Source organism: Vibrio rhizosphaerae (assembly GCF_024347095.1).
Classification (GTDB): domain Bacteria; phylum Pseudomonadota; class Gammaproteobacteria; order Enterobacterales; family Vibrionaceae; genus Vibrio; species Vibrio rhizosphaerae.
In genome coordinates this window covers 2236521-2254776 of sequence record NZ_AP024903.1, presented here as the reverse complement: position 1 = coordinate 2254776, position 18256 = coordinate 2236521, and the positions used below count along the sequence as shown (strand labels likewise).

The 18256-nt window shown below is 45.0% G+C and carries 17 protein-coding genes; 15 read left to right on the top strand and 2 right to left on the bottom strand.

Features of this window, described 5'->3' with window-relative positions:
- Positions 1–142: 142 nt before the first annotated feature.
- Entirely contained in the window at positions 143–3277 is a 3135-nt protein-coding gene (gene rne / locus OCV37_RS09625; RefSeq protein WP_157634946.1) for a ribonuclease E, read from the bottom strand.
- A 644-nt stretch (positions 3278–3921) separates the two neighbouring features.
- Here rne and rluC point away from each other — a divergent pair.
- Complete coding sequence (gene rluC / locus OCV37_RS09620; RefSeq protein ID WP_038180581.1) at positions 3922–4866, top strand: 23S rRNA pseudouridine(955/2504/2580) synthase RluC; 945 nt, start codon at positions 3922–3924, stop codon at positions 4864–4866.
- Here rluC and OCV37_RS09615 read toward each other — a convergent pair.
- A complete protein-coding gene (locus OCV37_RS09615; protein WP_038180584.1) occupies positions 4861–5442 on the bottom strand; it encodes a Maf family protein in 582 nt (193 codons plus the stop codon). The two genes, rluC and OCV37_RS09615, sit on opposite strands and share 6 nt — an antisense overlap.
- A 151-nt stretch (positions 5443–5593) precedes the next feature.
- Here OCV37_RS09615 and yceD point away from each other — a divergent pair, with 151 nt between their 5' ends.
- The 14 genes from yceD (at position 5594) to ptsG (ending at position 18024) form a co-directional block, all read left to right on the top strand.
- Entirely contained in the window at positions 5594–6115 is a 522-nt protein-coding gene (gene yceD / locus OCV37_RS09610) for a 23S rRNA accumulation protein YceD (protein ID WP_038180588.1), read from the top strand.
- Between the two features lie 40 nt (positions 6116–6155).
- On the top strand, positions 6156–6326 hold the full coding sequence (gene rpmF / locus OCV37_RS09605; RefSeq protein ID WP_084717454.1) for a 50S ribosomal protein L32: 171 nt from the start codon (positions 6156–6158) through the stop codon (positions 6324–6326).
- Positions 6327–6335: 9 nt separating this feature from the next.
- Positions 6336–7361 carry a phosphate acyltransferase PlsX gene (plsX, locus tag OCV37_RS09600; protein ID WP_038180591.1) on the top strand — a complete coding sequence of 342 codons (1026 nt, stop codon included), beginning with the start codon at positions 6336–6338 and terminating at the stop codon, positions 7359–7361.
- 5 nt (positions 7362–7366) lie between these two features.
- Positions 7367–8317 carry a beta-ketoacyl-ACP synthase III gene (locus tag OCV37_RS09595; RefSeq protein WP_038180592.1) on the top strand — a complete coding sequence of 317 codons (951 nt, stop codon included), beginning with the start codon at positions 7367–7369 and terminating at the stop codon, positions 8315–8317.
- 72 nt (positions 8318–8389) lie between these two features.
- On the top strand, positions 8390–9319 hold the full coding sequence (gene fabD, locus OCV37_RS09590) for an ACP S-malonyltransferase (RefSeq protein WP_038180595.1): 930 nt from the start codon (positions 8390–8392) through the stop codon (positions 9317–9319).
- Between the two features lie 23 nt (positions 9320–9342).
- Positions 9343–10077 carry a 3-oxoacyl-ACP reductase FabG gene (gene fabG, locus OCV37_RS09585; protein ID WP_038180601.1) on the top strand — a complete coding sequence of 245 codons (735 nt, stop codon included), beginning with the start codon at positions 9343–9345 and terminating at the stop codon, positions 10075–10077.
- 231 nt (positions 10078–10308) lie between these two features.
- A complete protein-coding gene (acpP, locus tag OCV37_RS09580) occupies positions 10309–10542 on the top strand; it encodes an acyl carrier protein (RefSeq protein ID WP_038180604.1) in 234 nt (77 codons plus the stop codon).
- Positions 10543–10635: 93 nt separating this feature from the next.
- A complete protein-coding gene (gene fabF / locus OCV37_RS09575) occupies positions 10636–11880 on the top strand; it encodes a beta-ketoacyl-ACP synthase II (RefSeq protein WP_038180704.1) in 1245 nt (414 codons plus the stop codon).
- A 76-nt stretch (positions 11881–11956) separates the two neighbouring features.
- Complete coding sequence (pabC, locus tag OCV37_RS09570; protein WP_038180609.1) at positions 11957–12763, top strand: aminodeoxychorismate lyase; 807 nt, start codon at positions 11957–11959, stop codon at positions 12761–12763.
- On the top strand, positions 12757–13776 hold the full coding sequence (gene mltG, locus OCV37_RS09565) for an endolytic transglycosylase MltG (protein WP_038180612.1): 1020 nt from the start codon (positions 12757–12759) through the stop codon (positions 13774–13776). The genes pabC and mltG overlap by 7 nt, the downstream gene beginning before the upstream one ends.
- The gene (tmk, locus tag OCV37_RS09560) at positions 13773–14402 is read left to right on the top strand and encodes a dTMP kinase (protein ID WP_038180615.1); all 630 of its coding nucleotides are present in this window, start codon (positions 13773–13775) and stop codon (positions 14400–14402) included. Before mltG ends, tmk begins: the two co-directional genes overlap by 4 nt.
- A gap of 18 nt (positions 14403–14420) precedes the next feature.
- On the top strand, positions 14421–15398 hold the full coding sequence (holB, locus tag OCV37_RS09555; RefSeq protein ID WP_038180618.1) for a DNA polymerase III subunit delta': 978 nt from the start codon (positions 14421–14423) through the stop codon (positions 15396–15398).
- A complete protein-coding gene (locus OCV37_RS09550) occupies positions 15371–16138 on the top strand; it encodes a TatD family hydrolase (protein ID WP_038180620.1) in 768 nt (255 codons plus the stop codon). The genes holB and OCV37_RS09550 overlap by 28 nt, the downstream gene beginning before the upstream one ends.
- 452 nt (positions 16139–16590) lie before the next feature.
- Positions 16591–18024 (top strand): PTS glucose transporter subunit IIBC, encoded by a 1434-nt coding sequence (gene ptsG, locus OCV37_RS09545; RefSeq protein WP_038180623.1) that lies wholly within the window; start codon positions 16591–16593, stop codon positions 18022–18024.
- Positions 18025–18256 lie beyond the last annotated feature (232 nt).

The following is an 18256-nucleotide window of genomic DNA, read 5'->3' as shown; positions in this document are numbered from 1 at the left end:
GAAAAGTGTGATTAAGGTCAACTGCTCGGTATGTGAGTGATTGGCGAATAGGACATCACCGATAGTTTTACGGAGCAGTGATCACATAAAAAGAGAGCTGCATAAGCAGCTCTTTTTAAGACCAAATTTACACAAAAGTTATTCAGGATACCTGAAGTGGTTTTGCCATTGCCGAACTGGCATGATTGGTTGCGGCATGACCACCAGCCCCTTTTAACGGATAGCGTTGCTCTCGTAAAGGTGCAGCTTCAAGAATCACTTGCATCAGTTCGCCATTTCCGGGCGCTTTTGTCATCGGTGAAAAGGCATGTCCTTTCACTGAGATGACGGTTGCTGGTGCCGACTGGACAGGCTGCTCTGCGATTTCCTGAACCGGTTGTGGTTCCTCGCGAGGACTGTCCTGAATCACTGGTGATACGGTTGGTTCAGTGGCAACTTCATTGGTGAGAGCTGCTGCGACAGAATCAGAAGACAGTGGGGGTTCACCCACATTTCCTGCCAGCGTCACAACCTTATCGTGTCCGTCTGAAGGTTGATTTGTTGCCTGAGTCACTGTATTAACCGTTTCAGGCGTCGTCACTGCTTGTGACGGTGCTGTGATCGGTGCGCTCTCTGACGCGACTTCCGGTGTTGCCGAGGTAGTCGTTGCACGAATGATCACTTTACCCATAGCCATTTCAGGGAATGCGACACCACTGAGTTGCTCCCGAACTTGCGGCTGAGCCGGTGATTGTTCAGGCTGCACGTTATGAGCAGGTTTTTTCGTCAAACCGTAGCTTGGCATTACTTTACCCATGGCCATTTCAGGCGATGCAACACCACCTTTACGTAAGCGGAATGGGTTTGGCCGGCGCTCTCTTCCTCTGCGACGACGTTGTCCATTGGCCCGTAAATGACGCGGTGAACGGCGACTCCGGCGTTGTTTCGGCTCTTCGCTCACATTTTCATCGGCATCATTATGGTTGGAAGTCTGATTTTGTTGCGTCTCTTCAGATGCCGACTGGACTGCTAATTGTGATGATTTCTCATCCGCCGCTGTCACCGGGGATACTGCTGGTTTGATCTCATCCTGTTCAGATGCACGCGGAGCACTTACCAAAGTATCGTCAGCCGACTGAGACTGAAGACGAATCTGTTTGGTTAGTTTACGGCGTTGACGACGCTCTTTTGCGACCTCGGCTTTTTCTTGTGTATTCCGTGGCTCTTTTTTCGCTTCGGACTGTGCATCCTGAGCAATTTTCTGTCCTTCTTCGGCTAACTTCGTCGCCGTATTTTTATCTTGATTCCCGCGCTTATCCTGTTTCGGTTTGCGAGACTGAGACTTCGTCGGTTTCTTCTCATCAGAAGATGGTTGTTTTCCTTCTGTAGAATCTACTTTCTCTGATTTCGGTTTATTGCCGTCCTGAGTTTGCTGACGCGGACGTCTACGCTGCTCATTATTGCGAGAACGACGAGGTCTTCTATTTTCTGTGCGCTGTTCTTGTTCTGATGTTTCTGTGTGAGTCACAGATGGATCTGGTTGGGTTGATTCCGAACCCGAGAACAAACTTGCGAGGCCTTTCATAAAGCGACTGAATAATCCAGGTTGTGCAGGATCCTTCGATTCACTTTGAGGGGTAGCCTGAACTTGAGGCGCTGGCGCTGCTTTCGGTTGCGGTGCCGATGTGGCTGGTGCTGCAAAACCTTTTAAGACCGGCTCTTCGATCCGACGTTGTTTTGTCTCTGTTTCAACTGGATCTTTACCTTCAACCTCACGAATACTATCTAGTCGTTTTGGCACGAGGTAAGACAGCATTTCCTGCTCTTCGCCTTCCCTGACTCGAATTACCTCAAAGTGAGGTGTTTCCATGTCAGAGTTCGGTACGATGGTAATTTTGACATCCTGAGTTCGTTCAATGTGATTGATTGAGCGACGTTTTTCATTCAACAGATAAGATGCAATTGGCACAGGGACAACGGCGAGTGCCTGTGACGTGTTATCTTTCAGAGCCTCTTCTTCAATCAGTCTCAGCACAGAGAGCGCAAGAGATTCGTTATCACGAACAACCCCGGTTCCGGAACAACGCGGACAGATATGATGACTTGCCTCTGCCAGCGAAGGACTCAGGCGTTGTCGCGACATTTCCAGTAGCCCGAATCTGGAGATTCGGCCAATCTGAACACGGGCTCGATCAACTCGGACGGCTTCTCGTAGCTTGTTCTCCACTTCACGTTGGTGGCGAACGGGGGTCATATCGATGAAATCAATGACGACAAGGCCACCTAAATCCCGTAAACGAAGTTGACGGGCGATTTCTTCAGCGGCTTCCAGATTGGTATTCAGCGCTGTTTCTTCGATATCGCCGCCTTTGGTCGCACGGGCAGAGTTGATGTCGATAGAAGTGAGGGCTTCTGTTGGATCGATGACTATCGAACCACCGGAAGGTAAACGGACTTCACGCTGGAAGGCTGATTCGATTTGACTTTCGATTTGATAGTGACTGAATAGCGGAACTTCACCATCATATTTTTTGACCCGATTAACAAAATCAGGGCGAACCAATCGGATATGTTCTAATGCACGTTCATAAATCGTATTGCTATCAATTAAAATTTCGCCGATATCGCGGCGCAGATAATCACGAATCGCACGAGCAATCACATTACTTTCCTGATGGATCAGGAACGGTGCAGGAATAGAATCAGACGCCTGTTTGATAGCACTCCAGTGATTAAGCAGGACGTTCAAATCCCATTCTAATTCTTCAGCACTTTTACCGACACCTGCAGTACGAACAATCAACCCCATTCCCTGAGGAAGTTCAAGTGTACTGAGCGCTTCTTTCAGTTCAGTTCTTTCGGTGCCTTCGATTCGACGGGAGATACCGCCAGCCCGAGGATTATTTGGCATCAAGACCAAATAACTGCCCGCAAGAGAGACAAATGTGGTGAGTGCGGCTCCTTTACTACCGCGTTCTTCCTTCTCAATTTGAACGATGACTTCCTGACCTTCCTTCAGAACTTCCTTAATACTAGGACGTCCTTGATATGTGTATCCGGCCGGGAAATATTCTTTCGCAACTTCTTTGAGAGGAAGGAAACCGTGTCTTTCAGCACCATAATCAACAAATGCTGCTTCCAGACTTGGCTCAACTCTTGTGATTTTTCCTTTGTAAATATTGGCTTTCTTTGATTCGTATCCGGGACTTTCTATATCCAGATCGAAAAGTCGCTGACCATCGACCAGCGCGACACGCAACTCTTCTTTTTGAGTTGCGTTAATTAACATTCTTTTCATTTAAAAATCTCGTTGTATTTCTTTTGTTTTGATTATTTGTTGTTCTTATTGCTTGCATTTCGTCTTCATGGTGCCTGATCCCATGGCTTTTTTTGCAGCCTCTCGGCTGGAAGGGACGCTCAAAAAGGCACTTCAGTCCTCATCCGCTGATTGTTTCACCAGTGATGAGCCGCCGTGTGCGGTAGATACTCAACATGAATGACGATGAGTAGAACAATAAGAAGTTACGGTCATGTCTGTCTTACGCCATTTGCAGCATACAAAGAACCGTAAGTTTCTACCCAAAATTGCTCGAAACATGGCGTCATGAGTTAAAACATCGCCAGTGTGTCTATTGCAGCTATGAACTATAGCAGTGGCAACGTGTTTCAGCAATCTGCTTTATAAAAAATAAACCTAAAAAAATGGATGCTGACAGGTAAAATGATTTATGAATTGGCTGCTTTGGTATTGTTTATCCACGATTAAGGCTCGAGAGGGGAGGAATCGCAAAATATTTATCACTATGATATCGAACATCAAGATAGTATGATGCGCGCCTTGAAGCCAATTGGTTATCCCTGTCGACTTGTATGCCCTGTGAGCAGGCACAAGGTTGAACGGATTGTCTGTATCAGCAACTTCTTTTTATAAACAATAAGCAAATGAGTGAAATCAGAACCCAAGTCCAGTTTGTCAGCATTGATGAAGATATGGCCGGCCAGCGAATTGATAACTTCCTGCGTAATCAGCTGAAAGATATTCCGAAGAGTATGGTTTACCGCATTTTGCGTAAGGGCGAAGTACGTGTGAACAAAAAGCGGATCAAGCCTGAATATAAATTGCAGCCGGGAGATGTGATTCGCATTCCTCCGGTGACGTTGTCTCAGAACGATACAAAGCAGGAATCCCTGAGTCCCAAGCTGGCAAAAGTGTCAGAGCTGGAACAATGCGTTTTATTTGAAGATGATGCGCTATTGGTGCTCAATAAACCGTCTGGGACAGCCGTTCATGGCGGGAGCGGGTTAAAATTTGGTGCAATCGAAGCGCTCCGGGCACTCCGGCCGCAGGCTCGTTTTCTGGAATTGGTTCACCGGATTGACAGAGACACTTCCGGAATCCTTCTGGTTGCGAAAAAGCGTTCGGCCCTTCGTCATTTACAAGCTCAGTTTCGGGACAAGTCAGTTCAAAAGCACTATTATGCGCTTGTGATGGGGACGTGGGATGCCAAATGTCGGAAAATCAATGCACCACTGTTAAAAAACGAAGTCAATAGTATTGTCCGTGTCAATTCACAAGGAAAGGCTTCGGAAACCCGTTTTAAAGTGATCGAAGTTTTTTCTCAGGCGACATTAATTCAGGCAAGCCCCGTGACAGGCCGGACTCACCAAATTCGAGTCCATACCCAATATGCCGGTCATCCGATAGCCTGGGATGACCGTTACGGTGATACTCGTTTTGATGCATATACCGGAAAATTAGGACTGGACCGACTCTTTTTACATGCAGCGCAGATCCGTTTTATCCACCCCACGAGCGGTGAAAAAATGGAAATTACGGCGCCGATGGAGAAGAAGCTTGAGCATGTGCTGACCCAATTGCGTTCATAACACCATCATCCCTTCCGCTTCGAGCAAGTCGATGAGCTTAATCAGTGGCAATCCTATCAGTGCGTTGGGATCGTCACCTTCCAAGCGGTTAAATAAAGCAATCCCCAATCCTTCGCTTTTAAAACTACCTGCACAATCAAGCGGTTGTTCTATTTCAATATAATGCTCTATTTGCCTGAGGGTTAATTGGCGGAAGTGCACATGGAATTGGTCCACAATACATTGGGTTGTCTGAGTGACATTGTTGTAGACCGCAAGACCGGTATAAAATGTGATTTTGTTTCCCGACTGCGCCATGAGCTGTTGAATGGCTTGTTTCTTGGTTTGTGGTTTCCCGACGATTCGCCCCTGTACGACACATACCTGATCTGAACCAATGACCAGACTTGGTTGTTGTTGTGGGCAACTTTGTGCTTTCTGTCGTGCTAACCGTTGAACCAGCGCTTGTGGTGATTCATCGGTAAATGGGGTCTCATCACAATCGGGTGCTACCGATATAAAGGGAATCGCGATTTTTTCCAATAATTGGCGTCGATATTTTGAGGTAGAAGCTAAAACAAGTTGGTAATGGCTCATATAGATATTTAATGAATTCTTTGGTGTTGCGCCGAGAATATATGATAATGCTATGGAGATCACCGTAAGTGGATCGGAATGGCGAAAAAAAGCTAACTTTTTTCCCTTTTTCTTTGACTAAATTTGATTTGGAAGATAATATTCGCGCCCTATGCAAAAGGTAAAAATCCCGCGAACGGTTGATCCGGTAAAAGCAGCTCAGAAGCGACTCGACTACAATGGTATCATTCAAGTCGGTCTTTTTAAGCGCTTAGAGGAAGCAGTCGAAGGCGTAAAATGTGACGCTGATGTCTCATTGTCATTTGGGTTTGATGAACAGCGACTCGTTGTTATCTCTGGTAAAGCTAGCATCGAAGTTGATTTGCAGTGTCAACGCTGTAATGAGGTTTTTCTACATCATTGTGATGTGGATTTCACTTATACCCCAAACTTAGGGAAGAAAAGTGAGGACGCACCGGCATCATACGATTTGGTAGATCGGAATGAATACGGTGAAGTAGACCTGATTCAGTTGGTTGAAGACGAGTTCATCATTGGTTTACCCCAAGTTGCAATGCATGATCCATCGGACTGTCGTGTTGATTCAGACAATATGGTATTTGGTGATATTCCTGATGAAACTCCGGAAGATAAACCCAATCCATTTGATGTATTAAAGAGCTTGAAGCGCTAGTTTTTATCGCTAAGCATTCATTAACATAGGAGTAGGGTCCATGGCCGTACAACAAAACCGTAAAACACGTTCTAAGCGTGGTATGCGTCGTTCACATGATGCGTTGACTACAGCTGCTTTGTCTGTAGATTCAACCTCAGGTGAAACTCACCTACGTCACAATGTAACCGCAGATGGTTACTACCGTGGCAAAAAGGTAATCAACAAGTAAGGTTGACCTTTGCAATATTATACCGTTGCACTTGATGCAATGGGCGGGGATTTCGGTCCTCGCGTTACAGTGCCTGCCGCCGTGCAGGCACTGTCGCGTTTCCCAGCGCTAAAAGTGATTTTGGTCGGTGATCGGAACGCAATCACCTTTCAATTGTCTCAGTTAGGTTACTCTGACAGCTCGCGTGTGAGCATTGTTCATAGTGACCAAGTCATCTCTAATTCAGAAAAGCCTTCTCTTGCACTGCGTCGTTTTATGCATAGTTCAATGGGAATGGCAATTGACTTGGTGACAGAGCAAGTTGCAGATGCATGTGTCAGCGCGGGGAATACTGGTGCGCTGATGGCCCTGTCGCGTTTTCGTTTGAAGTTGCTTCCCGGTATTGATCGACCTGCGTTGATCTCCGCACTGCCGACCGTTTCTGGCAAACGGCTATGGATGCTGGATTTAGGCGCAAATGTTTCCTGTGATGCAGATTCTTTATTTCAGTTTGCTGTGATGGGGAGTGCCTTGGCTGAAATCCACTTGGGACATAAAGCGCGTGTGGCTGTTTTGAATGTCGGTGAAGAAGACATCAAAGGTAATGACTTTGTCAGACGGTGTGCCGATATGTTAAGACAAACACAATCAATTCATTTTATCGGGAATGTTGAAGGCAATCAGATATTCAGTGATCTGACCGATGTTGTGGTTTGCGATGGTTTTGTCGGTAATGTCTGTTTAAAGAGTTGTGAGGGCACGGCCCAGCTGTTTATTGATCAGCTAAAAGCTAAAATGTTTGGTTCATCAATAAAGGGTTGGATCGCAAGAAAATTATTTTCCAAACTATTTCTTGGGCTAAAAAGCCTGAACCCCGACCACTATAACGGCGCAAGTTTGTTAGGATTGCGTGGCATTGTGGTGAAAAGCCATGGTAGTGCTGATATATCCGCTTTTGCCAATGCGATCGGAGAAGCGGTACACGAAATTAAAGAGCAAGTACCCAGTCGTATTCGCGAACGATTAGAAGCAGTTTTACTCGAGAGGCATTATTAGTCTTCATGTATAGCAAAATATTAGGTACAGGCAGCTACCTGCCATCTCAGGTGCGGACTAACGCAGATTTAGAGAAAATGGTAGATACGAGTGATGAGTGGATTGTTACACGCACGGGGATTAAAGAACGGCGTGTTGCTGCAGAAGATGAAACGGTAGCCGATATGGCGTATCTGGCTGCAGTAAAAGCGCTGGAGATGTCCACTGTTTCTAAAGATGATATCGATATGATTATCGTCGCAACGACCAGTGGTAGTCATTCATTTCCTTCATCAGCTTGTCAGGTCCAGGCTCAGCTTGGTATCAAAGGATGTCCTGCTTTTGACATAGCAGCAGCTTGTTCTGGGTTTATGTATGCTTTATCGATTGCCGATCAACATATTAAGTCAGGTATGTGTAAAAACATTCTTGTGATTGGTTCTGATGTGTTGTCAAAAACCTGTGACCCGACTGATCGCTCAACCATTATTCTTTTTGGTGATGGTGCTGGTGCTGTTGTGCTTGGTCGCAGTGAAACCCCCGGAATTCTATCAACCCATATTTATTCTGATGGTGAGTATGGCCCGCTGTTATCTTTGGAAACGCCACAGTCTGGTGGTGATTCTGATAAATGGGTTCATATGGCAGGGAATGAAGTCTTTAAAGTTGCCGTGACTCAATTGTCACAGCTCGTCAAAGATACATTAGCCGCAAATCAAATGGATAAAACAGAACTCGACTGGCTGGTTCCTCATCAAGCAAATCTGAGAATTATCTCAGCAACGGCACGGAAGCTTTCCATGTCTATGGATCAGGTTGTTGTGACTTTAGACAGACATGGTAATACATCAGCGGCATCAGTCCCCACAGCTTTAGATGAAGCGGTTCGGGATGGTCGTATCCAACGTGGTCAGACCCTGTTGCTGGAAGCTTTTGGCGGTGGTTTTACATGGGGCTCCGCACTAGTCGTATTTTAATACTGAAAAACAATCCATTTCATGGGGTGAGCACATCCTGTGGCGGGGATTGTTTGGCGAGAGGAATGAAAAATGAGCAAATTTGCTATCGTGTTTCCCGGTCAAGGTTCGCAAACCGTTGGAATGCTTGCCGAGCTGGGTGAACAATATGATGTAGTTCAACAGACGTTTGCTGAAGCATCAGATGCATTGGGGTATGATCTGTGGTCACTGGTTCAAAATGGGCCCGCAGAAGATCTGAATCAAACATTCCGGACTCAACCGGCACTGCTTGCTTCTTCGGTTGCAATTTGGCGGGTGTGGCAATCTCTAGGATTAGAGATGCCAGCAATTTTGGCCGGACATAGTCTTGGTGAATATTCTGCTTTGGTTTGCGCTGGCGTTATTGATTTTAAACAAGCGATCAAGTTAGTTGAATTACGTGGTCAATTGATGCAGGAAGCGGTTCCTGCCGGCAGTGGTGCGATGTTTGCCATCATTGGCCTTGATGATGATGCCATTGCGAATGCATGTATTGCTGCTGCAAATGGGCAAATTGTATCTCCGGTAAACTTTAACTCTCCGGGTCAAGTTGTGATTGCCGGTGAAAAAGATGCCGTTCAACGGGCAGGAGAGTTGTGTAAAGAGGCCGGTGCGAAACGTGCGCTGCCATTACCTGTCTCTGTACCGTCTCACTGTGCTTTGATGAAGCCAGCCGCTGACAAACTTGCAGAAACATTGAAAGCAATGACCTTCAATTCGCCTGAAATTCCAGTGATTAATAACGTGGATGTGATTGCGGAAACAGATCCGGAAAAGATCAAAGATGCGCTTGTTCGTCAATTGTATAATCCAGTTCGTTGGACGGAAACTGTACAAAAGATGCATGATCAGGGGATTGAAAAACTATTTGAAGCCGGACCAGGAAAAGTGTTAACGGGTCTGACGAAACGAATTGTTAAAACACTGACTGCAGAGGCAGTAAACGATACTGCTTCATTGAATTCAGTTCAGTCATCATAGGGAAAAGAAACATGAGTAATTTCATGAATCTAGACGGTAAGATTGCATTGGTTACAGGGGCTAGCCGAGGTATCGGGCGTTCTATTGCTGAACTCCTTGTAGAGCGTGGTGCAACGGTTATCGGTACTGCAACCAGTGAAAATGGTGCCGCTGCAATCAGTGAGTATTTGGGTGAAAAAGGTAAAGGCTTCAAACTGAATGTCACAGATCCGGATTCTATCGAATCGGTTCTGAAGGCTATCGGTGAGGAGTTTGGGGTGATCGATATTCTCGTGAACAATGCCGGCATTACTCGTGATAACTTACTGATGCGTATGAAAGATGAAGAATGGTTAGAAATTATGGATACCAACCTGACTTCTATCTATCGTCTTTCAAAGGCTGTTTTACGCGGTATGATGAAAAAGCGTTGTGGTCGTATTGTCAATGTGGGTTCTGTTGTGGGAACCATGGGGAATGCGGGACAAGCGAACTATTCTGCTGCGAAAGCCGGTGTAATTGGCTTTAGTAAGTCGATGGCTAGAGAAGTTGCTTCTCGTGGTATTACAGTCAATACTGTTGCACCTGGTTTTATCGAAACTGATATGACAAATGCTATGAATGATGAGCAAAGAGCTGCTACACTCGCTCAAGTTCCTGCAGGAAGATTAGGTTCTCCTCGTGAAATTGCAGCGGCTGTGGCGTTTTTAGTTTCTGAAGAAGCAGCTTATATCAGTGGAGAAACATTACATGTCAATGGTGGCATGTATATGATCTAAACCTATGGTGAATGTGTTTGTAAAAGTGGATAAAATTCAATTATTGCTTTTTATAAGCATTATCGCCATGAGTGTTTAGTATTTGTGCATGATTTATATCAAAAATGGTCTGAACTTCGGTTAAAATCGTAAAAATTGTGGTTTGACCAGCGATGACCCTCTTGCAACTTTCCCTAGTTCTAATAAACTACGGGACATCGCATTAAGCGAAATCTGTAAAGGAAAAGAAAAATGAGCAACATCGAAGAACGCGTAAAGAAAATCATTGTTGAACAGCTAGGTGTAGACGAAGCAGAAGTTAAAAACGAAGCTTCTTTCGTTGAAGATCTAGGTGCTGATTCCCTAGATACAGTTGAGCTGGTTATGGCTCTTGAAGAGGAATTCGACACTGAGATTCCTGACGAAGAAGCTGAGAAGATCACAACTGTTCAAGCTGCGATCGATTACGTTAAAAGCGCTCAGTAATCTATCTCTCCAGGCGGCTATCTGGCCGCCTGAGTTTTAATTAACTCGTCTCATCTCTTCTATAGAACTTTTTCAATTCCGGAGAATATGATTGTGTCCAAGCGTCGTGTCGTTGTTACTGGTATGGGGATGTTATCACCAGTAGGCAACACAGTAGAATCTTCTTGGAAAGCTTTGCTTGCAGGACAAAGTGGCATTGTTAACATTGATCACTTTGATACTGAAGGCTTTTCAACTCGTTTTGCAGGATTAGTGAAGAACTTTAACTGTGAAGACTATATGTCTAAAAAAGATGCCCGAAAAATGGATTTATTTATCCAATACGGTATAGCCGCGGGTATGCAAGCATTAGACGATTCAGGTCTTGAGATAAACGAAGCAAATGCAGCACGTGTTGGTGTTGCAATCGGTTCTGGTATTGGTGGTTTAGATCTGATTGAGGCTGGTCATCAGGCTCTGGTTGATAAAGGTCCACGTAAAGTCAGCCCTTTCTTCGTGCCTTCGACCATTGTCAATATGGTTGCCGGAAATTTATCAATTATGCGCGGATTGCGCGGACCTAATATTGCGATCTCCACTGCTTGTACAACAGGTTTGCACAACATCGGACATGCCGCTCGTATGATCGCGTATGGTGATGCGGATGCAATGGTTGCTGGTGGTGCAGAAAAAGCTTCAACACCGCTCGGTATTGCTGGGTTTGGTGCAGCGAAAGCACTATCAACCCGCAATGATGAACCTCAGAAAGCGTCTCGTCCATGGGATAAAGGACGCGATGGGTTCGTTCTCGGTGATGGTGCCGGCATCATGGTGCTGGAAGAATACGAACACGCGAAAGCGCGTGGTGCAAAAATTTATGCAGAATTAGTTGGTTTTGGCATGTCTGGTGATGCTTACCACATGACTTCACCAAGCGCAGATGGTTCTGGTGGTGCTTTGGCGATGGAAGCTGCCATGCGTGATGCGGGTATTACCGGAACGCAAGTTGGTTATATTAATGCGCATGGAACTTCGACACCAGCTGGTGATTTGGCTGAATTGAAAGGTGTCAAACGTGCATTAGGCGAAGAAGGTGCCAAGCAGGTACTGGTCTCGTCGACAAAATCGATGACAGGACATCTTCTGGGTGCGGCTGGTTCCGTTGAAGCTATTATTACGGTGATGTCGCTGGTTGATCAAATCGTTCCACCGACGATTAATCTGGATGATCCGGAAGATGATTTAGAGATTGACTTAGTCCCGCACACTGCGCGTAAAGTCTCTAATATGGAATATGCGATTTGTAACTCTTTCGGGTTTGGTGGAACCAACGGCACTTTAATCTTTAAAAAAGTGTAAGTTGTCATTTTATCCACTTGTATTGATACGGCTTGATGCATAGCATTAAGCCGTTTTCTTTTTGTAGGATGCAGATATGATTTTGATTGACGGGATGCCAGTTTCATCGATACCTGCGGATGACCGATCTTTTCAATACGGTGATGGTTGTTTTTCAACGATTTTGACCATCGATGGTCAGATGCAGTACTGGCATTATCACCAACAAAGAATGGAAGACTGCCTGGATAGATTGCAGATTCCATACCCGGACTGGGATGAAGTAGCACAATGGATCAGTCAGATTGTTGTGATGGCTCCCAAAGGCGGTATCAAAATTCATATCAGCCGTGGGAGTGGGGGGCGAGGATATACTCCTAATGCAAAGCGCTCGCCTCGAGTGACGGTCCAGTCATTTGATTATCCGAAACATTATGATGTGTTTACTTCAAGTGGTGTTCAGTTGGGGGTTTGTCAGCAACGCCTCGGACATAATCCATTGTTAGCCGGTCATAAACATAATAATCGTTTAGAACAGGTTTTACTGAAAGCTGAAGCCGAGACATCCGGTTATGCAGATGCGGTTGCACTCGATTTGCATGATCAGGTGATAGAGACAACCATGGCAAATCTATTTTGGTTTCGGGATAATAGACTTTACACCCCGGATTTAACATTGGCTGGTGTTGCCGGCGTCATGCGACGTGTGGTGCTTGATATCATGACTCAGCAGGGAGTCACGGTACATGTTAGTCATTTTTCTCTGGATGATTTGCTTGGTGCGGATGAGATTTTTATAACGAATTCTATTCTGGGGATTGCACCGGTTGTTCAGATTCAGTCAACGTGCTTTGTACTAGGAGAGCGGGTACGAGATTTACAAAAGAGAGTGAACCTGTGTTAAAAAAAATATTATTTGGATGTGTTCTTGTTGCGTTGGTTGTGATTGGCAGTGTTACTATCCTTTATCAAAAAGTGGATGCCTACCTTACTCAGTCACTTCAATTGCCGACGGAACAGCAGTTGGTGACAATTCATCAAGGCGAGTCATTGCGCTCAGTTCTGAAGTCTTTTGAAGACCGATCTTGGTTATATCCTTCTATCGCAGCGCATGTGATGCATCGATTCTATCCGGCACTGGCCAAAATTAAAGTCGGGACCTATCAGGTTCATTCCGGAGAATCTTTGCATCGTGTCCTGCAACGGTTTACCGCCGGAGAGGAATATCAATTTACGATAACCCTTATTGAAGGCAGCCGTTTTCAAGATGTTCTGCAAAAGTTAGCTACAGAGTCTCATTTGAAACATGATATCCAGTCCATGTCAGAAGCCGAGCTTGCAAAACGACTGTCGATCAATGAGCCAAAATTAGAAGGCTTATTCCTTGCTGAGACTTATCACTATACGGCCGGGACCAGTGATCTAGAAATTCTGAAGCGAGCAAATCAGAAATTAAAGTCGGTCCTCCAGAATGCCTGGGACTCTCGACAAAAGGGTTTACCTTTGCGATCCCCTTATCAAGCATTAACATTGGCTTCTATTATTGAGAAAGAAACGGCCATTAAAGATGAGAGACAGCTGATAGCCTCTGTTTTTATTAACCGGCTCAATAAGAGAATGAGGTTGCAGACCGACCCGACAGTCATTTACGGTATGGGCGCGAGCTATGACGGTAATATCCGGAAAAAAGATTTACTCACGCCCACGCCCTACAATACTTATGTGATTTACGGTTTGCCACCGACCCCGATTGCGATGGTGGGAAAAGCATCTATTTATGCGGCGTTAAATCCTGAGGTCAGCGATTATCTTTATTTTGTCGCAAGTGGAAATGGCGGCCATGTTTTTTCTAAATCATTGGCGGAACACAATGCTGCGGTAAAACGTTATTTAAAACAATTAAGAACGAAGAAATGAAAGCAAAATTTATTGTAGTGGAAGGATTAGAAGGTGCTGGGAAAAGCACAGCGATTCAAACCGTAGTTGATACGCTGAAAGATTTTGGTGTTTCTTCTGTCGTCAAAACACGAGAGCCGGGAGGAACGCCGGTTGCGGAGAAGTTACGCAGCCTTGTTAAGGAAGAGCATGAGGGGGAGGTCATCTATGATATGACCGAACTACTGCTGATTTATGCGGCCAGAGTACAACTGGTTGAAGGCGTGATCAAACCCGCCCTCGAAGCGGGACAATGGGTGATTGGGGATCGGCACGACCTCTCTTCCCAAGCTTATCAGGGGGGCGGAAGACAGATTGACCCGGTGATGATTCAAACGTTAAGAGAATCTGTTCTGGGACAATTTGAGCCAGATTTTACGCTTTATCTTGATATTAATCCTGAAATAGGACTAGAACGGGCAAGGGGACGCGGAGAACTTGATCGCATTGAAAAAATGGATTTGAGTTTTTTTGAGCGGACTCGCGCTCGATATTTACAGTTAGCGAATCAGGATAAACGAATTCAGATTATTTCTGCAGAGCAACCGTTAGCGGATGTACAGAACGAGATACGGCATGTCCTGATGAATTGGTTATCTGCGCAATAGCAATAGAGGCTTATACAGATGTCACTATACCCTTGGTTTCAACAAATCTGGCAACAATGGTGTCAAACGCTGGCAAATCATTCTGTTTCGCCAGCGACACTGCTGGTCGTCAAAGAGGGAATGGGAGAAGCGACTTTCATTGAAACCATCGCTCGTTCACTGCTATGTAATCATGGTTCAGAGCTTTGTGGTTACTGTCATGGCTGTCAATTGATGGATTCTCAAAGTCATCCCGACTTTCACTGGGTGAAACCGGAACAAGCAGGGAAATTCATTACTGTCGATGTCGTTCGGCAAATTAACCAATTAGCGCAGGAATCTTCTCAGTTTGGCGGCTATCGGGTGATTGTGATTCAACCTGCGCATCTTATGAATGAATCTGCGGCAAACGCTTTACTGAAAACGTTGGAAGAGCCACCAAGCCACTGCTGTTTTGTGCTTGTGACGGATTGTATTGATCGCGTGTTACCAACCATTTTAAGTCGGTGCCGTCAATTACATGTCTCTGAGCCGGCCCAGACGGTTGTGGCTGAATGGCTAGCCAAAGAGACGGGGCAGGATATTGCGCCGTACATGATTAAACTGAATGATTACGCACCGATCCGGGCGCTTGATTTTATTCAGTCACAGGAGCATGAACATTATTTACGACTGGTTGAGTTGTTTTGTCAGTTTCTGCATGCGCCTTTGCAATTTATTCATGCATTGCTTGACGAGATTCAAACCTCTCCGCAGATACGATTAACTTGGCTATGGTATTTGCTGACTGATGCACAAAAGTTTCACTTTCAGACGCAAGATAAAATTGTGTTGCCGAAGAGCGAAGAAGTTGCGCAATGTCTTTCTTATAGTATGCTTTATCAACAATACCGAGAATTGATCACGTTGTTGCATCATTTGGAAATGCATCGTGGTTTAAACTCAGAACTACTGGTTTTTGACTGGTTATCAAAATTTAAAGGAGCCCCATGTTTGTCGACTCCCACTGTCATCTAGATAAACTCAATTACGATGAGTTACATGAGAATATCCAAGATGTTTTAAATAAAGCGCGAAACGTTCAAGTTGAGCAGATCCTCTCAGTGGGGGTGACGCTGGCATCCTTTCCCCAAATGCTAGAGATGATCGAACCGTTTGATTGGGTTCACGCCTCTTGTGGTGTTCACCCGCTGGATGTTGAAAGTGATTTTGCATTAGACACTTTTTACGACTACGCCAATCATGCCAAAGTCATTGCAATCGGAGAGACCGGGCTGGACTATCATTATCGTCCGGAAACAGCGGAGTTGCAGAAGCTAAGATTCATGCAGCAGATTGAAGTCGCCGTCGCGCTGAATAAGCCATTGATTATTCATACCCGCAATGCAAGAGAAGATACGCTGGCATTATTGCGTCAGGGAAAGGCGGAGCAATGCCGTGGTGTAATTCACTGCTTCACAGAAGATATGGCATTTGCTCAGGCTGCGATGGAGCTGGGCTTTTATATTTCCATTTCCGGTATTGTGACCTTCCGTCAGGCGACGGAATTAAAATCCGTTGTCAAAGACCTGCCTTTAGATCGTCTGTTGATTGAAACAGACTCTCCTTATTTAGCCCCTGTTCCGCATCGAGGACAAGAGAATCAGCCAGCCTTCGTTACCGAAGTTGCAAAGTGTATCGCACAGTTGAAAGAGATACCCGTGAGTGAGGTTGCACATCAAACAACCAAGAATTTCTTGGATCTTTTTTTTCTCTAGAAATAATGTTTGTTGTTAAAAATATTACTATGCACGGTATTGGGGCGATAAATTAATTCACGACTCAAAAAAATAGATTTTTAGTCGGTTGTTTCGCTGATTTAATCGACACAAATCTAGAAAAAGTTAATTTGTAATGATAATTAACATAAAGACGTCATTTATTTTCGATGAAAAATTAGATTTTCTGATGATTTAATTTTTATTTATCAATGAATTAAGTGCCTTGTAATCCATTTCACAGGGTGCGCTATGACTGTGATCTATATATTACTTTGAAACTAAAGTTGCTAACTTTCTGGAAAGTTTGAGAGACGTCAATATATATTTAGAGCCGGAAAATATAATGCCTATGTGGTTAACTTTCCACGAGAACTTGGGGAATGGCGACGGGGGTGGCCATGAAGTTCTCGTTTTATTAAATTCTAATAACTTACTCAGGAGCATAAAATATGTCTAAGAACCTTTTTGCGGAGCTGCAAAAAGTTGGTAAATCACTGATGCTACCCGTATCAGTTTTACCGGTTGCAGGTATATTACTTGGTGTTGGTGCCGCGAATTTCAGCTGGCTACCAGAAGTCGTCTCTCATCTGATGGAGCAGGCAGGTGGTTCGGTATTCGGACAGATGGCATTGTTGTTTGCTGTCGGTGTTTCATTAGGTTTTACAAATAATGATGGGGTTTCTGGGCTTTCTGCAATCGTGGGTTACGGTATCATGGTTGCGACATTAAAAGTCATGGCAACTGTGATGGGTGTTGAATCCATCGATACAGGGGTGCTCGGGGGGATCCTTTCGGGTGGTCTGGCCGCGTGGGCATTTAACCGTTTCTTCAAGATTCAGTTACCAGACTATTTAGGTTTCTTTGCTGGTAAACGTGCTGTACCGATCATCACGGGCTTTCTGTCAATTATTCTGGGTGTCGTACTTTCGTTTATCTGGCCACCGATTGGTTCTGCTATCGCTGCATTCTCTGATTGGGCCGCGCAACAGAACCCTGTGTTGGCATTCGGTATTTACGGCGTAGTTGAACGTTCTCTTATTCCTTTTGGTCTGCACCACATTTGGAACGTACCATTCTTCTATGAAGCCGGTACATGTACAAACAATGCGGGTCAAGTTGTTCATGGTATCATGACTTGCTTCCTGACTGCTGATGACGCTTCTCGTGCTGCAGGTAATGGCTTTGGTCAGCTTGCTGGTGGTTATCTGTTTAAAATGTTTGGTCTGCCTGCTGCTGCTTTTGCAATTGCGCGTTGTGCTAAACCTGAAAACCGTGCAAAAATCATGGGTATCATGGCGTCAGCTGCATTGACTTCATTCCTGACTGGTATTACTGAACCTATCGAGTTCTCATTCCTGTTCGTTTCACCATTACTGTATGGAATCCATGCGCTGCTTGCTGGTCTGGCATATGTGATCACTAACTACTTGGGCATAGTTCACGGTCATACATTCTCAAATGGTTTCATTGACTTTGTCGTGCAATCTGCACATGCACAGAAAATGTTACTGCTTGTTGGTGTCGGTCTTGTTTATGCTGTGATCTACTATGTTGTATTCACGGTTGTCATCCGTGCTCTGGATATCAAAACACCAGGTCGTGAAGACGAATCATTGATGGATGATGTGGTTACCGGTGATTCAGAAATGGCATCTGCACTAGTTGCTGCATTCGGTGGTAAAGCGAATATCACAAACTTAGATGCATGTATCACTCGTTTACGTGTCTCTGTTGATAACACAGATGCTGTGGACCAAGAGAAGCTGAAATCTCTGGGTGCTGCCGGTGTTGTTGTTGTTCAAGGTGGTGTTCAGGCTATCTTCGGTACTCGCTCTGATGTGCTGAGAACTGAAATGGATGAGTGGATGCGCAGCCATAACTAAAATGGTGTGATGTATTTCATTTCGTCACTAACAGAAGGGAGCTTTGGCTCCCTTTTTTAATGCTCGGTCTGTCTCTAACTCACTGGCACCGTGACCCCCGATTTCTATTCAAGAGCTCAATCCCTAAAGCGCCTATCTCGATCACACATACCGTCGTACCTGCTGAAGCACCCCTGAACATTGAACATCTTCTCCCACCAATGAATTGAATTTTTTGAATATCTTGGTTTTA